The organism is Pseudomonas sp. GW822-FHT02G04 (assembly GCF_058802085.1).
The window spans coordinates 94,839-116,357 of sequence record NZ_JBXANU010000012.1 but is presented as its reverse complement, the minus strand read 5'-3'; the positions used below and the strand labels follow the sequence as shown (position 1 = coordinate 116,357).

The following is a 21,519-nucleotide window of genomic DNA, read 5'->3' as shown; positions in this document are numbered from 1 at the left end:
ATCGGCGTGCGCAGCATTGGTGCCTGCAGTGTCAGCAGCCGAAACCCTGCGGGCGATAAATATGTACCACCTGCGGCGCTCCGGGATCCTGATCATGATCCCTTCTCAATCAAGTGAGCAGCGCATGGACAGCACCTCTATAAGCACACCTTCAATACCTCGAGGGACGGCCGGATTTCCTGCCCTGGGACCGACATTCATCAGTGCCGATGATGCGGCCTATTGGGTACACCGGCAGATCGGTGCGCGCCGTGACAAAGCCTACGGCGGCGTGATCGTGCAGCGTGGCGACGGAAAGTTTCAGCCCACATTGCCGGTGGCGGGAAGGATGGGGCATTTCGATTTCGACACGATGCTGTCTACCGGGACTCCCGGAGAACTGTTTGCCCCCACTGGATACAGTGGTGCGGCGTATTACCTGTCCCATTCGGCCAGTCACGCCGAAGTCCTGCGTACTCATCCCCGCTGGACGGCCGAACAAATCAAGTTGAGCCTCGGCTTTTTTTCGAGAGGACATGTCCTGACCCACATGCAGGACCCGGGCGCCTATGGCCAGCGTCACTATCTGTCGGGACCGGATGGTTCGCTGATCAAATACGAGTCCACTCAGCCGGCAGAAGAGAAAAAGCTCTTTGAGCAAGGGTTCAAGGCTTTCGGACCGTTCTCCGACGTCGAACAACTGATTCAGAAAGTGGCGCAAACCGGCACCCTGAGCGTACTGGTCGCCAATGATCAGTGGGGCGGCGTACGAGGAAAGGTGTCGGCGAACTGGACCCTTGGTACCGCCCTGGGACACAACCGGCCCGTCTCACAGCCTTTTTTTTGTGCCGTCTCCGATCAAGTGGACAAAGCCATCGAAGTCGCGGCAACGAGTGTCTCCACAACCTCCGGCAGTATGTATCTGGGTTTTGTAGTCACGTCTGCCGGTAGTTCAGATTGCATGGCGACCTATCCGGTTCTCTCCAATCAGCTGGAGGTGGCGATAGAATTGTTCAAAACCTTTCCGAGGCGACCTGATCACAAGCTGGAAAGGTTGCTCGATTTCGACCTGCACGGCGTTTTTTTCCTATCGCACAGTGATGGAGCGCAGAGCACCAGCGAGCCTTGGCTTTATGAACGTTTTTTTTCACCGGACGAGTTGGCTGCGGGTATCAAATTTTCGCTATGGGATGTTTACCGGCAGGAGTATCCGGATTATCTGAAGGTGTATGCCAGAACCCGTGACGGTGCCGTGTTGCAGTACCGCCCCTCGGCGCACCTGCGTGAAGTTCCTCTGAAGGACAGCGCGGACTTCAACGCTCGACTGAAGGCCGACACGCTCAAGCCCGCGGATTACGTCAAGCAGGTGGCCGCAGCCGGCGAGCTGACAGTGCTGAAGGACAGCGCGTTGTGGGATGTTGTCGGGAGCGTTGGCGCCGACTGGCAGCCCTATGCCAGGTCGAGGCGTTTGAGTCCCGCTTTCATCCTGGCCGACGATGCCGCACGTTTTGCGCATGAGTACATCGGCAGCCGGCGTGAGCAAGGTTTCGTCGGGATGATTTTGCAGGATCGAAACAACCGGTTCGTCGCCACCAAGCCGGTTACGGGCGCGCAGCCGCGGTTTGCCCTGGACTGGCTCTGCCCTCTCGACGCTACCGGCGCACCGATTGTGCTGCTCGAGGGGCATTCGTTTTATGGCCTGTACGCCTCGCGATGGCAAGCCGACTCAAACTCCGTTGAACGTGCCGACGAACAAGAGCAATTGACGCAGGCGCAAATGTTCACCACTGAAGACATTCGCTCGGTGCTCGCCAAGAGTGCGCACGTTGTCGATTTTTACCTCTCGGGTTCGCCAGACAGCCTGCTGGTTTACAGTCCCGACTTATCGAAAGTGGCCGCTCGCAACAAGGTGCAAGAGCGCGTTGCCATACTCGCCGATGGCTCCACCCTGATCGACCGGGAGCTGAAGGCCGGCACTCTGGCGCCCGATGCGGTGGTCGACGAGCTGGCCGGGACCGGCCGATTGCGTGTGGTAGCAGGCAATGATGTGTGGGGACCGCGAGGAACGGTACTGGGTAATGAGTCAGCTCCCGCAAGCGTTTCCGCTCCGGTGCTCGGGGCGATTTTTGCCAGCGCCGAAGAGGCCGTGCTGAACGCCCGTCATCGAGCCAGGCTCGACTACCGCACGGCTGCGGCGGGCTGGGGATTCATTCTTAAGCACAAGGACCGCGCAGAGTACGTAGCGACCGAAACGGTGCCTGTCGGGCGCTTGGGTGCATTGAACCAGGCGAGCGATTTTGGCGCTCCCGTATTGGTCGACGAGTTTCGCACTCTGGCGCTGTATTACTCGGCAAGCTGGATGCCTAAAGGGTTATCGACAGCGGATACCTGGTTTGCCCGACATTTTGTTTCCATGACCGAACTGGCGGCGGCGATTTATGACGACGAGGGCACACAACGCCTTACGCATTTTCAAGACCTGAATGTTTTTGTCGCGACCCTGGATGGGACCTTGTTGCGGTATCAATACCCGGCCACCGCAACCCGGTTTGACACTAAAGGTTTGCAGCAACTGAGGTCGATGTTGGTCAACAGCACGCCACCCTATACCAACGTCATTCAACTGGTCGCCAAGGCCGGAGAACTGAGGGTGCTGCGCACCAGTGAGTTGTGGGACGAGCCAGGCATTGTCGGGTCCGACTGGAAACCTTACGTGCAGATACAACGGCGAGCCCTTAGCCCGGTGTTTCTGTCGCAGGATGACACGGTGCGTTATGCGCTGACGCAGTTGGGCGTGCGGCGTGAGCGGATCTACGGTGGCCTGGTGCTGCGTCGGGCCGATGGTTTGTTTGTCGCGACGTTGCCGGTGCCCGTTGAGGTCGAGAACTTCCCGGCCAGCTGGATTCGTCTGGACGAATTGATCGAACAGGGGCTGTTTCTGGCGGGAAGCTCAGTCGTTGCCCGCTACCATTCCCGGGTGCAGGTCGAACCCATCTTCGCGCTGTCGAACCGCGAACGGGACGTGTACCTCAATATGTTTTCCACCGATTTTCTCGCGGACATCCTGCCCGGTTCAGGCCTTTCCCCATCGCTGTCGCCCGGCAAGGAATATCTGCTGGGGCTCGATGGCAGCCTGATCAGCTACACCCTCAGCGCCAGTGCTGCCGAAAAGCAACTCGCGCGATCATTGGCCCCGCCCAGTCAGTTACAGCGCAGACATACCCCGATAGAGCTGCAAATGCGCAATGGCACGCTAACCCCGAGTGAATACGTCAATCAGGTTGCAAGAACTGGCAGGTTGCAAGTGATCGAGGGTAGCCGGCTGTGGGGCAAGGCCAGGCAGTTGTCACAATGGAGTGCTTATTCCGGGGGCGGCCCATCGCAAGTGCACCGGTCGGCCATTGCTGATCCGGCGCTCAGTCCGGTCTTCACGCAAATGGACGACGCCGTACGGCATGTCCATCGAACGGTTGGCGCTCGAACCGGATTGATGTTCGGGTTCGTGCTCAAGTCGCTGAAGGCCGAGCGGTATGTGACAACGTTGCCAATTGGCGGGCGGCGAGGAGGTCTCGCCGTAGAGAAGGTGTTTCCCGATGGGCTATTACCCCTGGGGTACAGCGTTGAGGGAATCTATCTGTGTCCGTCGACCGGGGCGGGGCGACTGCCGCACGACTTGCATCAGAGTTTCATCTCGCCTCGGGATCTGATGTACGGGTTGGACGCTGTCCGGGTGCGCACGGGGGCAGTGACTACTTTTCTCAACGTCTTTGTGTCCTGTGACGATGGCGCCTTGTTGCGATACAAACCCAAGGCCAGCGCCCCCGAGTGGACCCAGTTACAGGCCGCGGTCGCCTACGAGAAGGTGCTGCAATCAGGGCACGAATCGCTGATCGAGTATTTGCGCAAAGTGATTGCAAACGGTGAGTTGCAGGCAGTGGTGCGCAGCGCTTTCTGGTCGCCATTCAGGGTGGATGCCCAGGGTGTCAAAACCGGTATCGGGCTGATGAGGTGGGCGCGGGATAACCGGTTAGCGCTCGGGCCGGTATTTGCACATGCCGATGACGCTGCACGCTCGGCCCAAAGACTGATTGGCGAGTACGTCGGCCAGCAATATCTCGGTGGCGTCCTGATACACCAGGCATCTTCTTCGTTCGTTGCTGTCGAGCCGCTTGAGGACGGCCTCGACAGTGGCGCTGCCACCGCACTGTTTTACTCAGGGCCGGGCGGGCCGATTGCCCCGGTCGTGATACCGGGTGAGCAGCCGTTGCCATTGCCGGTTTTTCCGCAGGATTTCAAATGGGTGGCTGTTCATCACTTCTACAAACGCTTCAACCTGTTCGTTAAGGACCCCAGTGCGACGGATCGATTGCTGCTGGATAATCTGGCCCTTGCGGACCTGTGGTTCAGCAGGGACGTGGTGAAAAAGAGCGGGGTCTCTGGCGGCAGTTGCTACTTCACCGGTCGTGGGAACGCGCTGTTCAAATTCACCCCCAGCTTCTCGCCGCAGGAAACTGCATTCTTAAATGAGGAGGCGAAGGACGGAGTCGCGGCCTATCTCGCCAGACTCGCAGGCGTCGGCCGGCTTGAAGTATTGGACACCGATGATTACTGGCACCGCAGGGGGCGCCTGAATGCGACCTGGAAGTCGGCTGTGCGACCGGAGGCGAAGCCAGACCATGACGAACTGTAGAGCGCCGCATTCATTGAACTGAGCGCTTGATGAGCCGTGCCCTGCGGGTTGGCACGGCTCTGTGGTGCTGCATGAGGACGATGAAAAAACCGCCAATCGCCCCCGTGGCCACGCGAACGCAATCAGTCAGGGAAGAGAAATAACTATGCACCGCCATGGGCGTATTTCTCAGTGCGACAGTGGGTGCTCAATGATGACTCAATGGAGTACCCCCATCATGGATGAACAACTACAGGCTTGCTCGCGAAGACGGCGGCACATCCAGCATCAATGTGTCTGCCCCCACCGCTTTCGCGGGCAAGTCTCGCTCCTACAGTATTGCGGTGTGTTTGAAGGCTACGCCGGGTCGACGTTATCCAGCGCCCGGTTAACCGCCAGTTCCGCCAGCATGATGCTTTGTTGAATCGCCAGCGCCGTGTAGCGCTGCGGGCCGGTCAGGTCGTTGGCGAAATCGCTGGCCAGGACACTCGCCGTGGCTAACGATTCACAGGCGTGGGCCAGGAGGCTTTCGGTATCCATATTCGGGGCGACCATGAACATGGTGCTGGGGCGGCGGGGTTTTTCGGTGTAGGGCGCTAGGGGATCGAGGTAGTAGTCGAGGGCGCGTTTGATGGCTTCGCGATCCTTGAGTAATTCTTCGTTGCGCGAGGCTTCGGCGTTGGGGGTGGTGGTGTTGAAGGGTGGGTCGGGAACGATTTTTTTATTCATTAGGGGCACCAAATCAAATGGAGCCACCACTTATCGTTTCTCACGCGATGAAGGGGTGGCAGCTATGTGCGGAGTGAGAAACCGGTCGTACCCCAAACCCGGCCGGACCGAAGTCCGCCCGCACACAGCCGCCATAGAGCATTGCACGCAGCGGTAAGCTGGCGGCAATTATGGTGGTACTGATGTTGGATTAACAGGGCTACCGGGTTCTCACGCCCGATCGCTGAGTTGTCAGCGACAGCCAAAGACTAGAGAGCCCGCTTCCGACGGGCAACCTGAAAGATGCGTGGGAAAGGTCTGAGTTCTGATACATCCGTTAAACATTCAAAGCGGAACGCGGAGCGTCCCTGGCGGCGTTCCCACGCGGGAGCGTGGGAACGATCACCCTGTGGGAGCGGTGAGTCAGCGCCGGCGCATCAGGCCGATGAAGAACAGCCCGCCAATCGCGGCGGTGGCGACGCCGATGGGCAAGTCTTCCGGGGCGATCAAGGTTCGTGCGGCCACGTCGACCCAGACGAGAAACAGGCTGCCCAACAACACGCACACCGGCAACAACCGACGATGCTCGGCACCCACCAACCGTCGTGCAATGTGCGGCACCATCAACCCGACAAAACCAATCGAGCCGCTGATCGACACCAGCACCCCAGTCATCAGCGAGGCAATCAAAAACACCCGCAGCCGTACGGTGCGGGCATTGAGGCCCAGGGTCACGGCGGTCTGCTCGCCGGCCATCAACGCATTCAACGGCCGGGCCATGCCCAGCAGTAAAACCAACCCCAGCAACACGCTGATGGCGGGTACGGCGAGCAATTCCCAGCGCGCCAGCCCGAGGCCACCGAGCATCCAGAACATCACCGCCGAACTGGCGCGATGGTCACCGAGAAACAGCAGCAGATTGGCGATCGCCATCATCACGAACGACACCGCGACACCGCACAGCAGCAACCGATCACTGTCCAGCCGCCCATTGCGATTGGCGATCATCAGCACGACCAACATGCTCAGCAGCGCGCCGATAAACGCCGCGATGGGCAAGGTCAGCAGGCCGACGATTTCACCGACATGCAACACCACGATCACTGCGCCGAGGGTCGCGCCGGAGGTCACGCCGAGCAGGTGTGGATCTGCCAGCGGATTGCGCGTCACCGCTTGCAGCACTGCGCCGATCAACGCCAGGCCGGCGCCCACCAGCGCGCCGAGCAACATGCGCGGTACGCGGATCAGCCAGACGATGTGTTCCTGTCCGGTGGCCCAGTCCGGTACACCGATGCTGAAAATCTTGTGCAGCAGAATCCGCCACACCACGTCCACCGGCACCCGCGCCGGGCCGAAGCCCAGCGACACCACACACGACATCAGCAACAGCACGCCGAGGCCGATCAGCAACAAGGCATAGCGACGGTCGATCATTCGCCGTGGAAACCCTTGGCCAGGGTTTCGACCGCCAGCACGTTGTCGATCCCCGGGGTGGCCTGTACGTAAGGAATGACGATGAAGCGCTGGTTCTTGATCGCGTCCACCGATTGCAGGGCCTGGTTGTTCAGCAAAAACTGCTCCTTCTGCTCGGCGGTGACTTCGCCGTAATCGACGATCACGATCACCTGCGGATTGCGCTCGACCACGTTCTCCCAGTTGACCCGGGTCCAACTCGCCTCGACGTCATCGAGAATGTTGCGCCCGCCGGCCGCGTCGATCAGCGCCTGCGGCATGCCGAGACGGCCGGAGGTCATGGCCCGGTCTTCACCGCTGTCGTAGAGAAACACCCGAGGCTTGTCCGTCGGCAGGTCCTTGCGCACCTCGGCGACTTGCGCCTGCATCTGGGCGATCACGGCATTGGCGCGATCCTGCACGTCGAAGATTTTGCCGAGGTTGCGCAGGTCGTTGTAGGTGTCTTCCAGGCTGGCCGGTGGACGCTTCATCACGAACGCGCAGGACTCGGTGAGCTCGTAGACGTTGATGCCCAGCGGTTGCAGGGTTTGCGGCGTGAGGTCACCGCCGACGCGCATGCCGTAATCCCAACCGGCGAAGAAGAAGTCGACGTTGGCGTTGAGCAGGGTTTCCACTGACGGGTACTTGGCCGCCAACTCCGGCAAGCCATCGAGGATGGTCTGCATCTCAGGCGTCACCGATTTCCATCCGGTCACGCCGCTGTAACCGGCCATCCTGGGTTTGAGGCCAAGGGCGAGCATCATCTGGGTCATGTTGATGTCGTGGCTCACCGCGTGTTTCGGCGCTTGCTTGAAGGTGACTGCACGGTTGCAACTCTGAACCGTCAGCGGGTATTTCGTGGCCTCGGCGAAGGCATGGGCACTGCCCAGCAACAACGCGACGCAAAGCAGGGAACGCAAAGTCATGGTTGGGTTATCCAGGTGATTCGTGGGTAGCCGTGCAAGGGATGGTCATCGATCAGGGCGTCGACGCCGAACACGTTATGCAGAAGGTGTGTGGTCAGGACTTCTTTGGGGGGGCCGCAGGCCACGATGCGACCGTGATGGATCACGTACAGCCGATCGCAGAACGCTGCCGCCAGATTGAGGTCGTGGATGCTCGCCAGCGTGCCGATCCGCAGACGCTTGACGAGCTGCAGCAGTTCCAGTTGATAGCGCGGGTCGAGGTGATTGGTCGGCTCATCGAGGATCAGCAATTGCGGTTGCTGGGCCAGGGCGCGGGCGAGGATCACGCGCTGCTTTTCACCGCCGGACAGGGTGGCGAAGGCGTGGTCTTCGAAGCCTTTGAGTCCGACTGATTCGAGGGCGTGGGTTGCGAGCTTTCGGTCTTCAAGCGTGTCGCCGTCGAACAGGCCTTTGTGCGGCGTGCGGCCCATGGCGACCACTTCCTCGACGGTCAGGCCGAAGGCATCGGGGAATTCCTGCAACACCACCGCGATGCGTTGCGCGCACCAGCGTGAGGATTGTTTCCAGACGTTGTGATGGTCGAGTTTTACTTCACCGCTTTCCGGTTTACTGAAGCGATAAGCGCACCGCAACAGGCTGGTCTTGCCGCTGCCGTTGGGGCCGATCAACCCGACGAACTCGCCGGCAGCCACGTGCAACGATGCGTCACGCAGCTGGAACTGGTGATGGCAGTGGCCGTGGCCCAGGGGTGTCCAGGCGAGGTTCGTGAGGTTCAGCGAGGTCATTTCATTCCTGATGATCGTTCAAACCGGCACACAACCTGTGGCGAGGGAGCTTGCTCCCGCTCGGCTGCGTAGCAGTCGCAAAACCAGCCAATGCGCAGTGTCAGAGAAAACCGGGGCGCCTGGTTTTGGGGTCGCTTCGCAACCCAGCGGGAGCAAGCTCCCTCGCCACAAGAGCATTCCATCTTTTAAAAGGTGTAGTCAGCGGTGACGAAAAACGATCGCGGTTCGCCGAGGATCCACTGCTGGCCCTCATTGTATTGGCTTTGCGCGTACTGGCGGTCAAACAGATTGTTCACCTGCAACCCCAGCGTCGTATGACGCAGCGCTTTCCAGGACAGCGTGGCGTCCACCACGGTGTAGCTCGGCAGTTCGTTCTGATTGGCCATGTCGGCATAACGCGCATCGACATAACGCACACCGGCCCCGGCCCTCAGGTCATCGTTGATCGCTTTGCTCAACCACAGATTGGCGGTGCGCCGTGGCACGTCCACCGGGCGATTGCCGTTGCGCGACACCGGCACACCGCCGACCACCTCTTCGAAGTCATCGTATTTGGCTTTGACGATGGCGGCGTTGGCCTGCAACTGCCAGGCGTGCGGCAGTTGCAGATCGAGGCTGGCTTCCAGTCCATTGGACGATTGCTGGCCGACTTGCTGCTTGAGTGTCGGGTTGCCTGGGTCATCGGTCAGCAGCTTCTTTTTGACGATGCGATAGGCGGCCAAAGTCCACTCGCCGCGCTGGTCCCAGAACATCTGTTTCACGCCAATCTCGGTTTGTTTCGCGGTGGACAAGTCATATTGCTGCTGGCTCGGGCTCAGGGAAATCAGGCCGCCGACACCGTCGGTGCTGGTGGCGTACTGGCCGTAGAACGAAGTGTCCGGGGTCACGGCAAACACCAGCCCGGCCTTCCAGTTGTTGCCGGTCAGGGTCTTGTCGCTTTGGCTGCCATCGACCAGGTTGTCGCGGTCCACATGCACATAGTCGCGGCGCACCCCGGTCACCAAGGACCAGCGTTCGCTCAGCTGGGTGCGGTTCTCGGCGAAGGCCGACATTTGCCTGGTGGTGGACTGGAACTGATCGCGGTACGGATCGGCACTTTCAAAGTTGCCGCGCTGCGGGTGATACACGTCCACTGGTTGGCCTTCGGGCAAGACGTCCGTGAACGGCGAGTTGCTGTCGAGCTGGAAGCGGATGCGGTTGTAATCGACGCCGGTCACGGTCTGGCTGTCGAGGCCGAACAGCGAGTGTTTGAAGGTGAAGGTCTGGCGGTCGCCGACTTGTTCCTGCTGGTGGCCGATGCCGAAATAGCCGCTGCGGCTGAGCTGCTGGGTGTCGCGGTCGAAGTTGTAGTTCTCGGCGTTCTGCCAGCGGCGTTGGGCCTTGAGGTAATAGAGTTCGTTGCTCGAACTGATGTTTTCAGAAATCTGCCAGTCGCTGGTCAGGCGCGTCCATTGATCGTTGTAATGCTGCTTGTCGTTGCTGACGTTGTAGTTCTTGTTGCGCAGGCTCTCTTTGAAGCGCCCGTTGATCAGCGGCGTGCCGAAATAATTCATCGGGTTCTGGTCGCCGTAATCGTGGGCGAGGGTGAACGCCAGATCGTCCGTGGCTTGCCAGCGCAGGGCGGCGCTGATGAAGTCGCTGGATGAATCCCCACGGTCGACCCAACCATTGCTGCGCAGGCGATTGAGGTTCAAGCGGTAGCTCAAGGTATCGCTCAACGATCCTCCGCTGTCGAAGGCTTGCTGCTGGCTGTCGTAGGAGCCGTAACCGAGGCGAACGTGGTTTTCGATCTCGCCTTCGAAGGGTTTTTTCGGGATCACGTTGACCACCGCACCGGTCGCGCCTTCGCCATACAGCACCGACGCCGGGCCGCGCAGCACATCGACCCGCTCCACCGACCAGGTGTCCACCGGGAACGTCACGGTGCCCATGCCGGTATACATCCGATTACCGTCGAACAACTGCATTACTGAACTTTGCCCGGTAAAACCCCGTGCCGACAATGACGTGCCGCCATCGCCGGGCGTACCAGTGCGGCTAATCCCGGTGCTGCGCGAGACTGCGTCCTGCACGCTGCGATCACCCCGCACGCGGAGCTGCTCGCCAGTCAGGCTTTCGACACTGGCCGGGGTTTCCAGCGAGGTGAGATTAAGGCGCGTACCAGCGGTGGTCGGGGTGTTCAGGCTGACGGTGTCGTCGTCATTGGCTTGAGCGGTGATGGTGCCGGTGGGCAGGGTCAACGGCTGCGCCTGGGCGTTGCTATTCATCGCGAGCAGGCAGAGGCCGGACAAGAGGTACTTGTTCATCGAGGCAGTGAGTCACTTCTTCAAAAGAAAACCCGCAGCATCCGGCTGCGGGCAATGGCGGCACATTTTCGTTATACAGTAACACTAAAAATGGCCGTGAGATAAGCGCGAAAAGTCTACAGATCCTTCTAAAACGCGCATCTCGCCTGTTTCATGATGAAGGTGAGGTGGATTCAGTTTGCCGACCCAGGCGCGACAACAGCAGCCAATCCAATGCCCACACAACGACCAGCGAAGCCCCCACCAGCGGAAACATCACTGCCAACGCGAACATGATGACCATCGCGGTTTTCCATTTTGGCAGGTCGTGACGCAACGGCGGCACACCGAATTTGCCTTGTGGCCGACGTTTCCACCAGATCACCACGCCGCTGACGGCACTGAGCAAGATCATCAGGCAGATCAGCAGCACGATGATCTGATTGAACGGGCCGAACATCTTGCCTTCGTGCAGCATCACGCCGACTTCCGTGGCCCGGGCGACGTTGCTGTATTGCTGCCAGCGCACGTCGGCGAGGACGTCGCCGGTGTATTGGTCGACATGCAGGGTGGCGTCGTTGCGCGGGTCGTCGGCGAACACCGCGATGGTGAACACACCGGTGGCGGTGGTGGGGAAGGTGATGCTGTAGCCGGGCTCGACCTTGCGCTGCACGGCGATGTTTTGCACGTCTTGCAGGCTGATGGTCGGCGCTGCCGGACCGGCCTGCGTGCCGGTGTGAGCCATGTGTTCGGCGTGGTCGCCGGACATTGGCATCGGCGTGTTTTCCATGGCCCACGGCACGGTCTGGCGCGTGGCGCTGTTGAGGCTGCGGGCCTCGACGTCGGATTTGGGCACGTCATTCCACATCGCGACCGGAAAGCGGTTCCAGAGGTCGGCGTATTGCTTGCCCCAGAACCCGGTCCAGGTCATGCCACTGAGCAGCATCACCAGCAGCAAGGCCGCGCCCCAGAACCCGGTCACTGCGTGCAGGTCACGCCAGAGCACGCGGCCGCGACTGTTCAAGCGCGGCCAGAGAATGCCGGCGCGCTGGCCACGCGGCCACCACAGAAAGACGCCGGAGACCACCAACACCACGCCCCAGCCGGCGGCCAGTTCCACCAGCCGATCACCGACGGTGCCAATCATCAACTCGCCGTGGATCGAACGTGCGAGCGCCTGCAGATTGTTCTTCGCATCCTGCTCGCCGAGGATGTCGCCGTGGTATGGATCAATGAACACGTTCAGTTCATGACCTTCATTGATCACCACAAATTGCGCGCTGCGTTCAGCGTTGACCGGCGGCAGGTATTGTTTGATCCGGGCTTGTGGATAGGCCTCTTTCACCCGTTTGAGCAGGTCGTCGGCGGCCACGGTGTGATGACCGGCCGGGATGTTCATCAGGCTGCCGTACATCAACGGATCGAGTTGTGGTTTGAACAGGTAGACGATGCCGGTCAGGGCCAGCATCACCATGAATGGCGCGACGAACAGGCCGGCATAGAAATGCCAACGCCAGGCCAGGTTGTAGAAATTCGGTTTGGGTTGTTTCATCGGGTGTGCTCCGCGTGGCGATTCAATTGTTTTTGTTAAAAGATCGCAGCCTTCGGCAGCTCCTACATGGGCCGAGGATGCCGCCGCAATTGCGGGTGTACACACATCCCGTAGGAGCTGCCGGAGGCTGCGATCTTTTGATTTTTCTTGTTAGAAGCTCATGTCCACCTTGGTCCAGAGCGTGCGCCCCGGTTCGTTGATGGCTTGCGGATCATTGGCCGGGAAGCCGAAACCGGCGTTGCCGGCCAGGTTCAGGTGTTCGGCGTAGGCCTTGCCAAACAAGTTGTCGACGCCGCTGCTGACCTTCCAGTTTTTGTTGATCCGGTACGCGCCGTTGAGCGAGAACACGCCGAACCCCGAGCTTTTGTCGAAGTCTTTGCCGACCACGTTGCCCTTGTTCCGGTCGATGCGGTTCTGCGCCGCGACCACCCGCCACAAGGCGCCGGCGCTCCAGTTGTCTTCGCTGTAGGTCAGGCCGAAACGTGCATCCAGCGGTGGCATCTGCGGCAAGGCGCTGCCGTCGCTGCTGTTCTTGCCCCAGGCATAGGCCAGGGTCGCGTCGGCTTTCCAGTTGGGCGTCAGCTTGTAGGCCGCACCGAGTTCGCCGCCCATGATTCGCGCGTCGATGTTCTCGGCTTGCGAGGTCATGCCCATCATCCCCGGCGTGTAGTTGAACAGGATGTAGTCACGCACCTGCCCGACGTAACCCGAGGCCCAGGCTTCGAGGTCTGCGGTCTTGTATTGCAGGCCGAAGTCGAGCTGGGTAGTTTTCTCCGGTTTGATCGAGTCGAACGCATTCACCGAACCGGCAGGGCCGGACTTGGGTGAAAACAGCTCCCAGTAATCCGGGAAGCGCTGGACATGGCCGAGGCCCGCGTACAGCGTGGTCGGGCTGTCGGCCAGGTCATGCTCGTAACGCACGAAACCGCTGGGCAGTGTGTCGGCACGGGTGTCGTCGGCGGTCGGGTTGGGGCGGGCCATCATCCCGGAGCCGATGGTCTGCCGATAATCCTTGGCCGAAGCACGGTCCAGTCGTGCGCCGGTGATCAGTCGATCACGGTCGGCGGCGTACCAGGTCAGTTCGCTGAACACGCCGTAATTGTGGAAGTCGGCGTCCTTGTTGCGGGGCACATCCTTGTAAGTGTCGACGCCCATGGCGCTGCGTTGGCGGTGTTCGTTGGTCTGCGCATCCAGGCCACTGATCAGCTGCACATCGGCCCAGCGCCAGGTGGCTTTGATCCGCGCACCGAGGGTCCGGCGGTCGACGTTGGAGGCCATCGGGCCGGCCATCATCCCGGTGCCGGACGGTGTGCGCAGGGTGTAGTTGTCCATCACGTGGTCGGCGTAGTTGTAGTAGACCTGCGCCTCGACCTCATCCAGCACCTCACCGATGTTCGACTGCTCGAAGCGCAGGCCGAGGCTTTCGCGCAAGAACTGCGAACCGTCCATGCCGCGCCCGGCGTAACGGGCTTCGCCGTCGCCCTTGCCGGCAGTCAATTCCAGCAGGGTGTCGGCGTTCGGCGTCCAGCCGACAGCAACATCGCCGTTCCACTTGTCGTAGCGCGAGGGCACGGTGTCGTTGTTGCCGTCCTTGTAGTCATCGGAATGCGCGGTGTTGCCGATCACGCGCACGTAACCCAGCGGCCCGCCAGCGGCGGCGTCCAGCACTTTGTCGAAGCGGCCGTTGGAGCCGGCCAATACGCTGGCATTCACCCGGGTGCCGAGTTCGCCGAAGCTTTCCGGCTCCCGGTCGAACAGGATGGTGCCGGCCGATGCGCCGGGGCCCCAGAGCACGGTTTGCGGGCCTTTGATCACGGTGAGTTTGTCGTAGGTTTCCGGTGAGATGTATGAGGTCGGCGCGTCCATCCGGCCGGGGCAGGCGCCGAGCATCATGCTGCCGTTGGTGAGGATATTCAGACGCGAGCCGAACATGCCGCGCAGCACCGGGTCGCCATTGGTGCCACCGTTGCGCACCAGCGCGAAGCCAGGGATGGTCTTCAGATAATCACCACCGTCGCTGGCCGGCACCGGTTGGCGCGGGTCCTTGGGGTTGGTGACGACGGTCAGCGGCGAGCTCGGCGCGATGGCGGTGATCACCGTCGGGCTTAGTTCTTCGGTGTGGCCGGCGTGTTCATCGGCCAGCACCATTGGCGTCAGCAACAAGCCGCAAAGAGCGGCGGTGGCGTGCCTGAAGCGAACGCGGGATTGATTCAGGGCAAAAAAAGCCTGGGCAGCGCCCAAACGTGTGTCAGCAGAAAACCTGGACATGAAATTTCCATCGAACAGTCGTAAACGACACGGCCGGCAGCCTGTGGCTGTCTTCTAAACCGTGTGAGATCAGAGGCGGGTGTTTACGCGACGATGGGCGGGGCGCGGGTGCGGGCGCCGGGGAAGAAGGTTTGCCGGGCATGGCCCAGGCGGGTGGCGGGTGTGGTGAAGGTGGTGGCGGGGGGGGTATCGAACGCGGTGAATGAAGCGCCACCGGTGAGCGCCGGGCAATTGAAAAGCAGGCTGCAATAGCCGCACTTTTCCCACAGCACGTGATGCTCGGCTGCCGGCCGGCAGTGTTCGGCGGCGGGTTGTGCATCGTGGTCGGCGTGCTCCATCGCCGACATGTCCATGCTCATGTCCATCGACATGTTCATGGACATGCCCATAGCCATGCTTGTAGAAGCAGGCGCGCGCGAATCCATCGGCATCGACTGAGAAATCAGCGGGCCGATAAAGATCATCAGCATGGCGAACAGGCTGATCCAGCTGCCGCGGGTCAGGCTCATTGGCTGACGGCGGCGCGCGGATGACCTGGCGCTATGCGGGCGCATAGGCGTTTTCAACGGAGGCGATTACTGGGCGTGCATGTGCTCTTGCATGCCGTCCGGTGCCTTTTTCTGCACCGAGACCTCGACCGTTACATCACCGGACTTCTCGAAGTGCAGGGTCAGCGGAAAGTGCTTGCCGTCGCTCAACAGGCTGCGGTCTTTGAGCTCCAGCAGCATCACGTGGTACGCCATCGGGGCGAAGGTGACTTCGCCACCAGCCGGAATCTCGACGTTGGGCACTTGCTGCATTTTCATCAGATCGTGTTGCATCACATGTTCGTGCAACTCGGCCTTGCCGGATATTGGCGATCCGACGCTGAGCAGCCGGTCAGCGGTTTTGCCGCTGTTGTGAATCACGAAATACGCCGCGACGGTGGGCGCGTTGGGCGGCAACTCCTGCGACCACGGATGGGCGATCTCAAGTTCGCCAACCTTGTATTCGTGGGCATTGGCAAAACAGGCAGGCAGCAGCAACACAGCCAGGACGATGAGTTTGTTCAACATGGCAGTTCTCCAGAACGATTCAAAACGCAGGTCAATTGCGAGAAGGAATCACACCAGAGGGGACGCGCGGGGGTTAAGACTCGGCCATTGCTGGCGCGGTGTCGGTGTGTCGAGCGTGGCGGGCGGCACGCTTCGATTGGCGTCGAAACGCGCGAAATACAACTGCGGCGCATGCCCCGGCAACGCCACCAACGGCGCGGAGCCCGAGCAACACCAGCAATGCTGCATGTTGGAATGATCGTCGTTCTGCGGGGCTTTCTGCTCGATGTCGCCCAGGGAAATCGCCACCAGCTTCGTGCCGCTGGAAGAGCAGAAACTGCCCCACAGCAACTGTTCGGCCGGCGATTTCGCCGTTTGCGCCATCGCTCCGGACATCGGCATGGCGAGCATGTTGAACAGCACTGCAAAGCAGGCGATCCAGGCAAATGCGAGCCGTTGTCGGGACATGGGACAGATCCGTTTGAGTGGGCGATCAGGCGCGGCTATTTAGCCTGATCAGGGGCGATAAGTAAAAAGACCGCGTGCGGTGTGGTGTCGCAGCGAGTCAGTCAGCATATCGAGCAGCCGGCGTGCAAGCTCAGCCTCGCCGTTTTGAAAGAGTGTAGCGACTTCGACTCTTAATGCCTGAGCGAATTGAGGGTCACTTTGGATTCTTGCCCGGATTGTGTGTTTGACATCTCTGAGCGCTACACGATTGAAGCTTCCATCGCCTGGGTCTTCCTCTTCGCAGGCCTTGATGTAGTGCCACATATCGGCAGACGTCAGGAGAAACTCAGTGATATCGAAGCGAGTGAATTTTTCAGTCATCCGCCATTTCCCGTTACATGGGTGGGGCTTGAAATATGGGTGTTAAGTTGTGAGCCCACAAGTCAGTCGATTTGGATGATGTTGTGCGTTAGGTCCGATGGATATGTAGGGCGTTGCATATTCTTTGTAGCAGCTGCCGAACGCAGGCTTCGCCAGCTGCTACAGGTTTTGCATTGGTTCTGCTATCAGGGCCGCCAAGACTTCACTCACAGACCCAAACTCCCGCTCAACCCCCGGCAACACCGGCCGCTTCAACACCAGCACTGGCACCCCACGCTCCCGCGCCACGTCCAGTTTCGGCTCTGTAGCGGTGCTGCCGCTGTTCTTGCTGATCAGCACGTCGATCCGCCGCCGCTCGAACAACGCGCGTTCGTCCTCGATCAGAAACGGCCCACGCGCGCCGATCACTTCGCAGCGCTCGTTGCCCGGATAAACGTCCAGTGCACGCAACGTCCAGAATTGCTCCGGCGGGATTTCGTGCAGGTGCTGCAATGGTTCGCGACCGAGGGTGAACAGCGGTCGGCGAAAGGGTTTCAGCGCTTCGATCAGCTCGGCCCAGTCGCTGACTTCGCGCCAGTCGTCGCAGGCTTGTGGCTGCCAGGCCGGACGGCGCAAGGCCCAGCAGGCAATGCCGCTCAACTTCGCGGCGGTGGCGGCGTTGTGGCTGATGCGGGCCGCGTAGGGGTGGGTCGCATCCAGCAGCAGGTCAATGCCTTCGTCACGAATGAACTGCGCCAGACCTTCGGCGCCGCCATAGCCGCCAACGCGGACCTGGCAGTTCAGATCCGTCGGCACACGACCGACACCGGCCAGGCTATAGATGTGCTCCGGGCCCAGGGTTCGGGCGATGGCCAGGGCCTCAGTGACGCCGCCGAGCAACAACACACGCTTCATTGAAAAACACCCGCATGGCCGACGATCCCGCCCTGGCGATCGATGGCGAATACTTCGACCTGAACCTGCGCTGGCACCACGCTGCGGGCAAAGTCGAGGGCGTGCTGGCACACCGCGTCGCCGAGGGCGATCCCGGCCGCGCTGGCCATCGCCAACGCTTGCTGACTGGTATTGGCGTCGCGGATCGCCTGTTGTAACGCTTCATCCGCGCCGACTGCCGCGGCCCATTCGGCCAGTTGCGGCAGGTCGATGCTTGAATGCCGACTGTGCAAATCCATGTGCCCAGCCGCCAGTTTGCTGATCTTGCCGAAGCCGCCGCACAGGCTGAGTTTATCCACAGGCACTTTGCGCAAGTGCTTGAGCACCGCACCGACGAAATCGCCCATTTCGATCAGGGCGATTTCCGGTAAGTCGTAGACCCGGCGCATGGTGTCTTCGCTGGCGTTGCCGGTGCACGCGGCGATGTGTAGGTAACCGTTGGTTTTGGCGACGTCGATGCCCTGGTGGATCGAGGCGATGTAGGCCGCGCAGGAGAACGGCCGGACGATGCCGCTGGTGCCGAGGATCGACAAACCGCCGAGAATTCCCAGCCGTGGGTTCATGGTTTTCAGCGCCAGGGCTTCGCCGTCCTCGACGTTCACCGTGACCTCGAAGCCGCCCTGGTAATCCAGCTCCTCGGCCAGCAACGTCAGGTGGTCGGTGATCATCTTGCGCGGCACCGGGTTGATCGCCGGTTCGCCGACGTTCAGCACCAGCCCGGGCCGGGTGACGGTGCCCACGCCTCGGCCGGCGCTGAAGCGGATGCCCGGTTCGCCGTGCAGGCGCACCTGGGAAAACAGCAGGGCACCGTGGGTCACGTCCGGGTCGTCGCCAGCGTCCTTGATCGTTCCGGCTTCGGCACCGTTGTCCGTCAGCCGACAGAATTCCAGGCGCATCTGCACCCGTTTGCCTTTGGGCAGAATGATCTCGACGGCGTCCGCTTCTATGCCACTGAGCAGCAGGCGGGCCGCTGCGAGGCTGGTGGCGGTGGCGCAGCTGCCGGTGGTCAGGCCGCTGCGCAGCGGGGCGGGTTGTTCGGCGGTTTCATCACGCATCGAGGGGTTTCGTCACATCCAGCAAGGTAATCGGCAGCGCCTGACGCCAGGTATCGAACTCGCCCAACGGTTGCGCCTGGGCGACGTGAATGCGGGTCAGCTCACCGCCATGCCGTTCACGCCAGGCCATCAGGGTCACTTCGCTTTGCAGGGTCACGGCGTTGGCGATCAACCGGCCGCCGGGTTTGAGCTGGGCCCAGCAGGTATCGAGCACGCCCTCGCGAGTGACGCCGCCACCGATGAATATCGCGTCCGGGCGTTCGAGCCCGGCCAGGGCTTGCGGTGCACTGCCGCGAATCAGTTGCAGACCGGGAACGCCCAGGGCATCGCGGTTGTATTCGATCAACGACTGCCGTCCCTCATCCGCTTCGATGGCCAGCGCCCGGCAGCTCGGGTGAGCGCGCATCCATTCGATGCCGATCGAGCCGCTGCCGGCGCCGACGTCCCACAGCAGCTCGCCGGAAACCGGGGCGAGGCGCGCAAGGGTAATCGCGCGGACGTCGCGTTTGGTCAGTTGACCGTCGTGCTTGAAGGCAGAGTCCGGCAGGCCGGCCAGTCTTGATAGGCGCGGAGTGTTCGGCTCGGCGATGCACTCGATGGCGATCAGGTTCAGATCGGCGACCGATGGAGCGTTCCAGTCATTGGCGACCCCATCGATGCGCCGTTCCGCTGCACCGCCCAGATGTTCCAGCACGCTGAGACGGCTCGGACCGAAACCGCGTTCACGCAGCAGTGCTGCAACGGCGGCCGGGCTTTGGCCATCGTTGCTCAGCACCAGCAAACGCACGCCGCTGAACAACTGCGCGTTGAGTGCGGCGACGGGGCGGGCGACCACCGACAGGGTCACTACATCCTGCAACGGCCAGCCTAGGCGAGCGGCCGCCAGTGACACCGAAGACGACGCGGGCAGGACCAGCATTTCTGCACTGGGCAGTTGCCGCGCCAGGCTGGCACCGACGCCGAAGAACATCGGATCACCGCTGGCCAGCACACAAACCGCTTCACCACGGCGTTCAAGCACCGGAGCCAGGTTGAATGGACTCGGCCACAACTGGCGCTCGCCACGGATGCACTCCGGCAACAGATCCAGCTGACGCTGGCCGCCGACGATCCGCGAGGCGCCCATCAGGGCGCGCCGGGCGTTTTTGCCCAGTCCCTTGAAGCCGTCTTCAGCTATGCCTACAACCGTAAGCCAAGGAATCATGCCGCTCCTCATTACGCGTTCATCGTTAATGGGCGGCATCATAGCGCGGCTTTCTTCACCTGACTGCTATCGATTTTATCGAACACTGCTGGACATCAAATGTCGATGTTGTTTTTTCTAGAGTTCTTGGTTTGTTGTTAGTGTGTTTTTTATGAAGTGCAGCATGTGCGTTTGATGGGCGTGCTGAATTAATAAGTAATGATCAGGAAGTTAGTGATTAACAATGGATATGTATGTGAGTGATGCGCAGCCATCTGGAGAGAGTAGTTCCACCGTGCTCGGTAGTAACCTATTGGCATTTTTCCCTGACTTGTCCAGGCGGGATAAACAATACATCAAGGACAGTATGCGTTGGGCGCAGTTTAAGGCTGACCTTCGCCATGATAGAAAGCGTGAGCCTGCGCAATGGTTCGAATTTTACTCGGGATGGCTTTGGTCTGTCGGTTGGGGGTTGGAGCACGAGCCCGTGATAATCGTTGATAAAAATTTTTCCGGCGACTTGTTGGGGAGTTGGGCGAAGTCCTTGTCCGGGTTGGTGAGCAGGGCAAAGCTGAAGCAGGTACAAGAAACTTTTCAACTGCTTGAGCACAACGTTGCCGGGCTTGATTTGCTCACGGAAAGTGCAAGGCAATGGGGGGATTTTCGTTTCTTGCCGGCGCAGTACAATCGCCACGGCGAGCTTGAGATAGTAATCAGTAATGTACGGTTGCTTAGCGCCAACTGGGTGTCCACTTATTTATTTTGGGATGTTGAGCATTCGAAATCGCAACTTGATATTCAAGCTCGGCGGTTCGTGATCACTCCACGTCAAATGGATAAATATCGAGCAGACCTGAGCGAGGCTGTCAGAGAAATGCGAATCAAGGAAATCGAGTTGACGAGGTAACTTCGCCTGGGCGGTTCGCGCTGAAATGAATTGAATCTCTTGTGGGTTGATTAAATGCTGGGTGGAAGTTAGTTTGAGTTGGCGCCATGAGGGCGCTTAAAAATCTGAAAGGAATCAATGTTATGACTGAATTGTCCAATCAAGTATCTTCCGTAGCTGAACGAGTTGCGCTAATTGAAGAGTACAATAAACTTATTGCTGCGCAGCCAGTACCTCGTTCGTTTAAAGTATCTTCCAGTAGTAATTTGCCCATCGACAAGGATGAGCTTAATGCAGCTGTCATGGGTACAGGTATCGCGGGCTTCGACAAAAGCATGTCCAAACGAAGCAAGCGTATTGTCAAAAACACTTGTATGTATGCTGATCTGGTTGCCTTGCTGAAATACCCGAGCCCAAATCAGAAAGAGCAGCGTTACAACGAGTTCATGAGGCTTATGAAGCTCGCGGGATGGTTTGCTTTTAGTGAGCCTTATAATCGCTATCAAGCCAGCTCCCAAAAACTGACCATGGATAATGTTGCGCTCTCCGTTCTCCATACCGCGGTGAACGCGGCGGTGTCTAAAGGTGCGGCGGCACTAAAAGTACTCTCCGACGTGGCAGACGCTACCATGAAGGCGCTGAAGGATGAGCCTGAAGCGTTGACCCTTTTCGAGCGTAATTCGAAGAAGGCCGAAGGCGGGAATTTCTGCATGACGAGTGCTCTGGAGGGCGCTGAAGGTGATATCACCCTGGCAATTGGTGCTGTTCAGTACTTCGCCGCCGCTCAGCCGACAAAAGTGTTGTTTGTGGAATGGAGTACCTCCGGCGTCGAAATTTATAACGGTGCAGCCACCATGCATATGGACGAAGAAGACTATCTGGTTGTCGAACCACTGATCGTCAAGGCATTGACCGAGCAGCGCGAAAAAGCGCTCAGCTATGAATTTGGCGCAGCCTGAATTTAATTGAAGTCAGA

At 60.1% G+C, this 21,519-nt stretch carries 17 protein-coding genes; 3 read left to right on the top strand and 14 right to left on the bottom strand.

The window, feature by feature from the left end; genetic code table 11:
* Positions 1 to 28 precede the first annotated feature (28 nt).
* The gene (locus AC1RO5_RS16890; RefSeq protein WP_493176367.1) at positions 29 to 4,669 is read left to right on the top strand and encodes a hypothetical protein; all 4,641 of its coding nucleotides are present in this window, start codon (positions 29 to 31) and stop codon (positions 4,667 to 4,669) included.
* Positions 4,670 to 5,005: 336 nt separating this feature from the next.
* Here AC1RO5_RS16890 and AC1RO5_RS16885 read toward each other — a convergent pair whose 3' ends face one another.
* The 14 genes from AC1RO5_RS16885 to cbiE all read right to left on the bottom strand — a co-directional run bounded on the left by AC1RO5_RS16885 (position 5,006) and on the right by cbiE (position 19,678).
* Positions 5,006 to 5,377: a DUF6124 family protein gene (locus AC1RO5_RS16885; RefSeq protein WP_493176365.1), complete on the bottom strand. Its 372-nt coding sequence runs from the start codon at positions 5,375 to 5,377 to the stop codon at positions 5,006 to 5,008.
* A gap of 402 nt (positions 5,378 to 5,779) precedes the next feature.
* The gene (locus tag AC1RO5_RS16880; RefSeq protein ID WP_493176364.1) at positions 5,780 to 6,790 is read right to left on the bottom strand and encodes a FecCD family ABC transporter permease; all 1,011 of its coding nucleotides are present in this window, start codon (positions 6,788 to 6,790) and stop codon (positions 5,780 to 5,782) included.
* On the bottom strand, positions 6,787 to 7,734 hold the full coding sequence (locus AC1RO5_RS16875) for an ABC transporter substrate-binding protein (RefSeq protein WP_493176362.1): 948 nt from the start codon (positions 7,732 to 7,734) through the stop codon (positions 6,787 to 6,789). Before AC1RO5_RS16875 ends, AC1RO5_RS16880 begins: the two co-directional genes overlap by 4 nt.
* The gene (locus AC1RO5_RS16870) at positions 7,731 to 8,519 is read right to left on the bottom strand and encodes an ABC transporter ATP-binding protein (protein WP_493176360.1); all 789 of its coding nucleotides are present in this window, start codon (positions 8,517 to 8,519) and stop codon (positions 7,731 to 7,733) included. The genes AC1RO5_RS16875 and AC1RO5_RS16870 overlap by 4 nt, the downstream gene beginning before the upstream one ends.
* 185 nt (positions 8,520 to 8,704) lie before the next feature.
* Positions 8,705 to 10,825 (bottom strand): TonB-dependent receptor, encoded by a 2,121-nt coding sequence (locus AC1RO5_RS16865; protein ID WP_493176359.1) that lies wholly within the window; start codon positions 10,823 to 10,825, stop codon positions 8,705 to 8,707.
* Positions 10,826 to 10,976: 151 nt separating this feature from the next.
* On the bottom strand, positions 10,977 to 12,356 hold the full coding sequence (locus tag AC1RO5_RS16860) for a PepSY-associated TM helix domain-containing protein (protein ID WP_493176357.1): 1,380 nt from the start codon (positions 12,354 to 12,356) through the stop codon (positions 10,977 to 10,979).
* Positions 12,357 to 12,506: 150 nt separating this feature from the next.
* On the bottom strand, positions 12,507 to 14,624 hold the full coding sequence (locus tag AC1RO5_RS16855) for a TonB-dependent copper receptor (protein ID WP_493176355.1): 2,118 nt from the start codon (positions 14,622 to 14,624) through the stop codon (positions 12,507 to 12,509).
* Positions 14,625 to 14,707: 83 nt separating this feature from the next.
* Complete coding sequence (locus tag AC1RO5_RS16850) at positions 14,708 to 15,178, bottom strand: DUF2946 domain-containing protein (RefSeq protein ID WP_493176353.1); 471 nt, start codon at positions 15,176 to 15,178, stop codon at positions 14,708 to 14,710.
* A 21-nt stretch (positions 15,179 to 15,199) separates the two neighbouring features.
* On the bottom strand, positions 15,200 to 15,679 hold the full coding sequence (locus AC1RO5_RS16845; protein WP_493176352.1) for a copper chaperone PCu(A)C: 480 nt from the start codon (positions 15,677 to 15,679) through the stop codon (positions 15,200 to 15,202).
* Between the two features lie 48 nt (positions 15,680 to 15,727).
* A complete protein-coding gene (locus AC1RO5_RS16840; RefSeq protein ID WP_493176350.1) occupies positions 15,728 to 16,126 on the bottom strand; it encodes a DUF2946 domain-containing protein in 399 nt (132 codons plus the stop codon).
* A 48-nt stretch (positions 16,127 to 16,174) separates the two neighbouring features.
* The gene (locus AC1RO5_RS16835; protein ID WP_018928436.1) at positions 16,175 to 16,486 is read right to left on the bottom strand and encodes a hypothetical protein; all 312 of its coding nucleotides are present in this window, start codon (positions 16,484 to 16,486) and stop codon (positions 16,175 to 16,177) included.
* Between the two features lie 159 nt (positions 16,487 to 16,645).
* The gene (locus AC1RO5_RS16830; RefSeq protein WP_493176348.1) at positions 16,646 to 17,380 is read right to left on the bottom strand and encodes a cobalt-precorrin-6A reductase; all 735 of its coding nucleotides are present in this window, start codon (positions 17,378 to 17,380) and stop codon (positions 16,646 to 16,648) included.
* The gene (locus AC1RO5_RS16825) at positions 17,377 to 18,474 is read right to left on the bottom strand and encodes a cobalt-precorrin-5B (C(1))-methyltransferase (RefSeq protein ID WP_493176347.1); all 1,098 of its coding nucleotides are present in this window, start codon (positions 18,472 to 18,474) and stop codon (positions 17,377 to 17,379) included. Before AC1RO5_RS16825 ends, AC1RO5_RS16830 begins: the two co-directional genes overlap by 4 nt.
* Positions 18,467 to 19,678: a precorrin-6y C5,15-methyltransferase (decarboxylating) subunit CbiE gene (cbiE, locus tag AC1RO5_RS16820; RefSeq protein WP_493176346.1), complete on the bottom strand. Its 1,212-nt coding sequence runs from the start codon at positions 19,676 to 19,678 to the stop codon at positions 18,467 to 18,469. The genes AC1RO5_RS16825 and cbiE overlap by 8 nt, the downstream gene beginning before the upstream one ends.
* A gap of 235 nt (positions 19,679 to 19,913) precedes the next feature.
* Here cbiE and AC1RO5_RS16815 point away from each other — a divergent pair, with 235 nt between their 5' ends.
* Positions 19,914 to 20,564, top strand: a complete 651-nt coding sequence (locus AC1RO5_RS16815; RefSeq protein ID WP_493176345.1) for a hypothetical protein — start codon at positions 19,914 to 19,916, stop codon at positions 20,562 to 20,564.
* A gap of 122 nt (positions 20,565 to 20,686) precedes the next feature.
* Positions 20,687 to 21,502: a hypothetical protein gene (locus tag AC1RO5_RS16810; protein WP_493176343.1), complete on the top strand. Its 816-nt coding sequence runs from the start codon at positions 20,687 to 20,689 to the stop codon at positions 21,500 to 21,502.
* Positions 21,503 to 21,519: the final 17 nt, after the last annotated feature.